7 protein-coding genes are annotated in these 5,914 nt (G+C 64.7%); all 7 read right to left on the bottom strand.

The genetic code is table 11. From position 1 onward, the window contains the following. The coding region (locus GVY42_RS15665) for a hypothetical protein (protein WP_159565665.1) at positions 1 to 653 on the bottom strand (653 nt) is incomplete at its 3' end. After that, positions 650 to 1,327 carry a hypothetical protein gene (locus tag GVY42_RS15660; RefSeq protein WP_159565663.1) on the bottom strand — a complete coding sequence of 226 codons (678 nt, stop codon included), beginning with the start codon at positions 1,325 to 1,327 and terminating at the stop codon, positions 650 to 652. The genes GVY42_RS15665 and GVY42_RS15660, both read right to left, overlap by 4 nt. Before the next feature lie 22 nt (positions 1,328 to 1,349). Next, positions 1,350 to 2,507, bottom strand: coding sequence for a lysozyme family protein (locus GVY42_RS15655; RefSeq protein WP_159565661.1), 1,158 nt, complete (start codon positions 2,505 to 2,507; stop codon positions 1,350 to 1,352). After that, positions 2,507 to 4,444: a VirB4 family type IV secretion system protein gene (locus GVY42_RS15650; RefSeq protein ID WP_159563690.1), complete on the bottom strand. Its 1,938-nt coding sequence runs from the start codon at positions 4,442 to 4,444 to the stop codon at positions 2,507 to 2,509. The genes GVY42_RS15655 and GVY42_RS15650 overlap by 1 nt, the downstream gene beginning before the upstream one ends. Beyond that, on the bottom strand, positions 4,444 to 5,088 hold the full coding sequence (locus GVY42_RS15645; RefSeq protein WP_159563691.1) for a hypothetical protein: 645 nt from the start codon (positions 5,086 to 5,088) through the stop codon (positions 4,444 to 4,446). Before GVY42_RS15645 ends, GVY42_RS15650 begins: the two co-directional genes overlap by 1 nt. Beyond that, positions 5,081 to 5,509 (bottom strand): DUF5592 family protein, encoded by a 429-nt coding sequence (locus GVY42_RS15640; RefSeq protein ID WP_159565659.1) that lies wholly within the window; start codon positions 5,507 to 5,509, stop codon positions 5,081 to 5,083. Before GVY42_RS15640 ends, GVY42_RS15645 begins: the two co-directional genes overlap by 8 nt. Next, a complete protein-coding gene (locus GVY42_RS15635; RefSeq protein WP_159565657.1) occupies positions 5,478 to 5,867 on the bottom strand; it encodes a hypothetical protein in 390 nt (129 codons plus the stop codon). The genes GVY42_RS15640 and GVY42_RS15635 overlap by 32 nt, the downstream gene beginning before the upstream one ends. Between the last annotated feature and the right edge of the window lie 47 nt (positions 5,868 to 5,914).

Here is a 5,914-nt window from a genome sequence, read left to right as displayed (position 1 = left end):
TCCTCGTACGATTCGACACGCCATTCGAGCTCCGCCACGAGGCGGTCGTGCGTCCGTTCCCGGAACGCGTCCGCGTCCGCGTCGAGCGCGTCGACACGTTTCACGACGCCGTCCGACGTGAACAGTCGTGTCGTCTCGTCCGTCTCCTCCTCCTCCGATTTCTCGCCACTGAACGCCTGCTTACGACGCTCGAACAGGACGTCCGGGTTCGTCTCCCGAGTCACCCCGTGGGGGGTCAGGTCGAGCGCGAGCGCCCCGAACTTGTGCGGGACGCCGGTCACTTCGAGGACCGCGCTGTCGGCGTCCTCATACACGTTCTCGACCGTCGGCGACGTGTCGCCGGGGTGCTTCACGAACGCCACGAGGTCCATCTTGCCGTCCGCGAAATAGTCGGCCGGGACACCGATCCCCTTGCCGAGGAATACCTGCATCGACCCGTCGTCCGGGTCATACAACCAGTCCCAGAGGATGATGTTCCCGAGCGCTTGTTCGTCCTGTTTGACTGTGATCTGGGTGCCGGGTGACGTCACGTATTCGGTCTCCTCGACGTAGACGACCCGACCGAACAGGACGAGCCCGGCGATCAGGAGGATGACCGTCAGGAACGCCAGCGCGTACCATTTCGAGGGAGACCGGCTCAGTCTTCCGTTCATCCCTCCCCACCCCCTTCCGGCGCGTCGGGGATCGTGACCCCGACCGTCGGGACGGTCACGTCATCGACGCGCCAACCGTCCGGGGTCGACGTCCAGTGCACGCGGGCTAGGACGTTGTCCTCGCTCTTCTTGCCGGCGATGTCGACCGTTTGATTCACCTCGACGAACGCCGTCACGTGGGTCTCGTCGTCATGTCGGAGGTACGCCTCGACGTGCTTCACCTCTGCCTCGAATGACGGGGACGGGGGCGCCGGCTCCGTCTCCAGACGTTCCCGGAACCCGTCCGTCAGCCGGTCGAGCACGGACGGCTTCAACAGGTCGTCGGGGCCGTCATACGTCCAGTAGTCGGTCGCGAAGGCGACCGTGTCGGCGATCCGTTCCGCGTCCGTCCCGGACGGTTCAGGCGTCGGATCGGCGTCCTCCCCGGGCGTCTTTGTGGCGTCGTCCTCTCCCGCCTTCAACGTCGCGATCTCGTCACGCAGCTGTGCGATGACCGCGTTCTGTTTGGCGACGAGGTCTTCCTTCTCCTCGCGCTCGTTCGTTTCCGGTGGCGGGACGTCCATCCCTGCCCCGGACGTGTCCGTGTCTCCTATGCGGTACAGGGTGAACAGGGTCATGCCGACGAGTCCGGCGATGATCACCCCACGCAAGATGATCTGATGTTTTTCTCTCATCCAAGTTTCCTCCTTGTTCGTTTCAATGATTCTGCGCGATCTGTTTCGATGCGGTCATCTCGTCGAAGAAACGGACCGCGTTGTCGATCGTGTAGGCGAAGCTCGGCCCCTTCAACATGTCGACATGTAGGTGGGGTCCCGTCGAGTTGCCCGAGTTGCCGGACAGTGCGATCGGTTGGCCCGGTTTCACCGTGTCGCCCTGTCGCACGCGGAGCGTGCCCGGCGACAGATGCGCGTACGTCACCTGCACATCGCCGTAGCGGACCTGGATGTGGTTCCCGTAGTCCGGTCGGCCGGTCGGCGCGTTGTTCGCGCGCCCGTCGACGACCTTGACGACGATCCCGCCGGTCATCGAGTACACCTGTGTCCCGATCGGGACGCCCCAGTCATAGCCCGGGTGTCCGGCGTAACAGCCGATCCCACACGTCATGCGACCCCGGAACAGGGACTCGACGAGCGGGGTGTGCAGGTCGCCGATGGCGAGGCTCGACCCGCCGAGCGAGACGGTCCCGTCGGGTGCGACGGTGAGATAGTCGAACACCTTCTTCTGGTACGTATGATCGCCGTAACAATACGGCGCCCGCCAGTCGTCGCACGTCCAGCCGAGCTGGTTGGCCATCTTCAGGCTGAACGCCTTCGCCACCGTCTCCGAATGGCCCCCGGCGTCCTTCGCGTAGGCGATATAGCCGGGGCCGAAGTTGTAGCTCTGGACGGCGAGCGGGAGATCCCGCCCACTCATCTCGAGCGTCTGCTTGAACGCCTTCACGCCGACCTCGACCGAGTACTCTGGGTCCTGGATCGCGTTCGGGACGTTCGGATAGCGCGTGTTGAAGCCACTCTCGGACGACTGCATCGGATCGTTCCCGAGCCCGCGCGTCTCGACCTGCATCTTGGCCAACAGGACCGGCACGTACTCACCGATCCCTTCCGCCTCCGCATAACGTCGGACGAGCGTCTCGTAGCGCATGACATCGGGCGACAGGACGCCCGTCCCGATGCTCGGCACGTCGACGTCGCGCTCTGCCTCGAACGAGGCGAGGAGTGCCCCGACGAGCGTATAGACGAGGACCACGAGCAACAACAGCGACAGCCCCGCGAACGCGAGGAGCCATCGCTTCTTCTCCTCCGGCAGGAGCGACCAGAGCGTGTGGGCGGCCTTCGCGACCGCAGGGACGGCCATCAGGCGCCCCCGCCGAACCGGGCCAGCTCCTCACGGCTGACCTGGACGCGCATGCGGATCGTCTCCCCGCCCGTGATCGCCAGGAGCATCTCCCCCTCGCCGAACGAACGGATCGCCTCGACCTCCGCCTCAGAGAACTGCCCCGCGAACGACTCGCGGATGCCCGCGGCCGACGAGGCGTCGTGCTTGAAGATCATCTTGTACTGGGTGAGCTCGAAGAGCTTCGACAGGTGCGCGCCCTTCAGGTCGTTGATCGACTGGGTGGCGTAGCCGACCCCGCCGAAGTATTTCCGCGACTGCCGGACGAAGTTCTCGATGAGCTGGATGAGGCGCCGGTTCTCCGGCTTGTCGTTCAGGTACAGGTGCGCCTCGTCGATGAGGAACAGGTACGGGACGACGTCCTCGAGCGCGAGCTCGCCGTCGTTGAACGCCTTGAACTGGGGCGCGCCGTTCGTCAGCATCTCGCCCCACAGGAAGTTCGACAACAGATAGAGCTGCGCCGCCTGGACGTTGGCGCGTCGGTTGACGATGCCCGCCGTCCCGAAGACGACGAACGGATGGTCGGTGATGTCGGGGAACGACGTGTGGCCGTCGAAGTCCGGTTTCCCGACGAGCGTCTCGAGCGCGACATGGATCCGTTCGAGTGCGACCCGTTCCTGGTCATTCCGGGTCGTCCCGAGCTCATGTCCGAGGTAGTCGTGGAAGTCCGACAGCGTCGGATACTGCGTCGCCGGGAGCCGGGTCACCTGCCCCGATTCCGGCGACAGGCCACAGGCTTGATAGAAGCGGTCGGTGAACACGCCGAAGACGTGCAGTTCATGGTCGTCCGTGAGGCGCGGGTTGAGCAGGGCGTACCATTCTGTCAGCCGGTCGATGTGCGTCAGATACGAGTTCAGTTCGTCGATCGACCCGTCCCCGTCGTCCTCGACGTCACGCGCGGCCGTGGCCATGATCTCGAACGGGTTGATGAGCCCCATGGAGCCGTCGAGCGGGATGCGGAGCCCGCCGAAGTGGTCGGCCAGCCCGGTGAACTCGCCCGGCGTCGTCGGGTCGAGCACGCGCACCTTGCCCCCGTTCATGGCCGTCATCGACAGGAGCTTCTTCAGGAGCGTCGACTTCCCGACCCCCTGGACACCGGCGGCCATGAAGCAGTACGAGTTCCGGCCCTGGGCGGGGTCCTTGTGGAACAGGTCGAACAGGACCGGCCCGTTCGTGTACGTGTCCCCGAGGTACGACCCGCGCGGGTCGTCGAGATGGCGATAGTAGAACGGGTAGCCCGCCGCGAACGTGAGCGACGGGATCGGCTGTCCTTTCCGGACACGGCCGTTATAGAGCTCGCGCTCCTGGGCGAGCGCGTCGCGCCCGATCGCCATGAACTCGGCCTCCTGTTCCTCGATGAGGAGCGTCGCCCGGCAACCCCGGGCCCGCACCTCTTCCTCGACGAGCCGGATCTTCTCCTCGAGCTCCTTGAGCGTCCGGGCGGCGACATAATAGCGGATTTTCACGTACAGGATTTCCTCCCCGCCCTCGACGAGCTGTTCGTACATCGTACGGAGCTCGTTGTAGTCGTTCTGGGCGTCCATCTTGTTCCGTTCGCGTTTTTCCGTCACGTAACGGGAGAGCTGTTCCTCGACCGACTTCCCGATCGCGTCGAGCTCGGCGTCCCGGTCGGACGGCGCGATGTCGACGTGCGTCGTGACGCCGTCGACCCGGATGTTGAGGAGCGGTTCGAGCCAGTACTTGTTGACGTTGCGCGGGTAGCGCGTCACGTGCAGGCACGCCTCGTAGCCGTTCCCCGTGATCGCGTACTGTTCCTTGAACGTGATCCCGCCGGCGGGCTCGATCGCCTTGATGAGCATCGGGTCGGCCTTCGTCGCCCGTCTCTCCTTCGTCCGGGCCTCGTCGTGCTTCTTGTCCTTCGTTTTCGTCCAGAACATCAGCGTTCTCCTCCTTCGTGGTTCTCGTGGTCATACGCCGTCTCGGCGCCGTTGTGGAGCTGACGGACGAGACGGACCTGTTTGTCCGGGTCGATCGGTCGGAAGTGTACGCCGATGCTCTGACGCAGGCTACGGATGCGCTGACGCATCTCCTCGGCGTCCGGCGCGAACAGCAGGAAGAAATATTCGCGGTGATGGCGCGTCCTATCCAACCGTTCGAGCGTCCGCCATTCCTGTTCGAGCGCCTCTCGACGCGGGCCGTCGGCGTGCTTGAGGCGTCGTTCGATCGAGGCCCGTTGGGCCGCCGTGTTCACGGGGAAGTTCATCGTGACGACCTTGAGCGGGTAGCGGTAGGAGCGGAGCAGGATCGCGAAGGCGTACATCGCCTGTTCCTCGACCTCGGGATGGGCGTGTCGGATGTCGTCCCCGACGAACGACAGGAGCCGGACGACCCCTCCGTCCGGCTGGACGAGGTTCCCCTCGTCATCCGTCGCGATGATGTTCAGGTAGCGTCGCATCGACGACGAGACGAAACGAGAACCGGCCGCCTTCTTCTTGGCGGCCGGGATGTCGTCGTCGGTGAACCAGGGCGTCCCCGGCATCTCTTGCGCCGGGGGCTGTCCTTGGATGGTCCAATCATTCATTTGTGTTTTCCTCCTCTTTCGTGTGAATGGTGTGTTGATGGTGTGGTGTACGGTTCAAACGGGGTGAACCGAGGCCGGCGTCACGTCGGAGCCGGGTCACGGGCTCGTCCGGTGTCGGTTCGGCATGGACGACGCCGAGGCGATCCCGCCGGAGCCATTTCCAGTACAGCACCTGCCCGAGACGGGCCTTCGGGTTCGTCGGCGGGCGCAGGATGACGAGAACGAGCAACAGCACGTACAGGATCAGGAACGGGAAGCGGAAGCGCGTCGGGACGACCGTGTCCATGTCGGACACGTAGTAGCCGACCATGAACAGCAACAGCAAGAACCCGGCGTCCGACAGGTGGAGCCATCCGATCCGGACCGGGCTCCGCGTCTCCTTCGGAATCTTATAGTTCATCCGAGCCCTCCTCCCGTCCATGATGGATGTGCAACAGCACACGGTGCGGGTCTTTGTCCCGGTAGGACTCCGGCAGGTCCATCATCTGGATGCGGGCGCCCTCTGGCAGATGGTCACGCAGGTGCGCGATGAACGAGACGTATCCCTCGTCCCCGGCCTCCGCCTGTGCGCGGAAGATCGCATCGTCGACCGCCTCCAGGTCTGTCCCGGGCTCAGCCGCGATCTGGAGGCGCGGGCGGTAGGTCCGGGTCTCTTCGAGGACGAGCGTCTCGATGCGCAGCGTCTCGGCGCGTCGGACGTGCCTCCGGGGTCTCGCCTGCCCGTCTTGGATGCGTCTCAGCTGGAACCGTTCCAGCCGTTCGCGGAATCGTCGGATCATGTCTCATCTCTCCTTTCGGCCGTTCTGGCCGTTGTGGTGTCGCCGGT

The sequence above is a fragment of the Exiguobacterium sp. 8A genome (assembly GCF_902506275.1).
Classification (GTDB): Bacteria; Bacillota; Bacilli; order Exiguobacteriales; family Exiguobacteriaceae; genus Exiguobacterium; species Exiguobacterium profundum.
The sequence above is the reverse complement of the archived record's forward strand: the minus strand, read 5'-3'. Positions and strand labels throughout refer to the sequence as shown.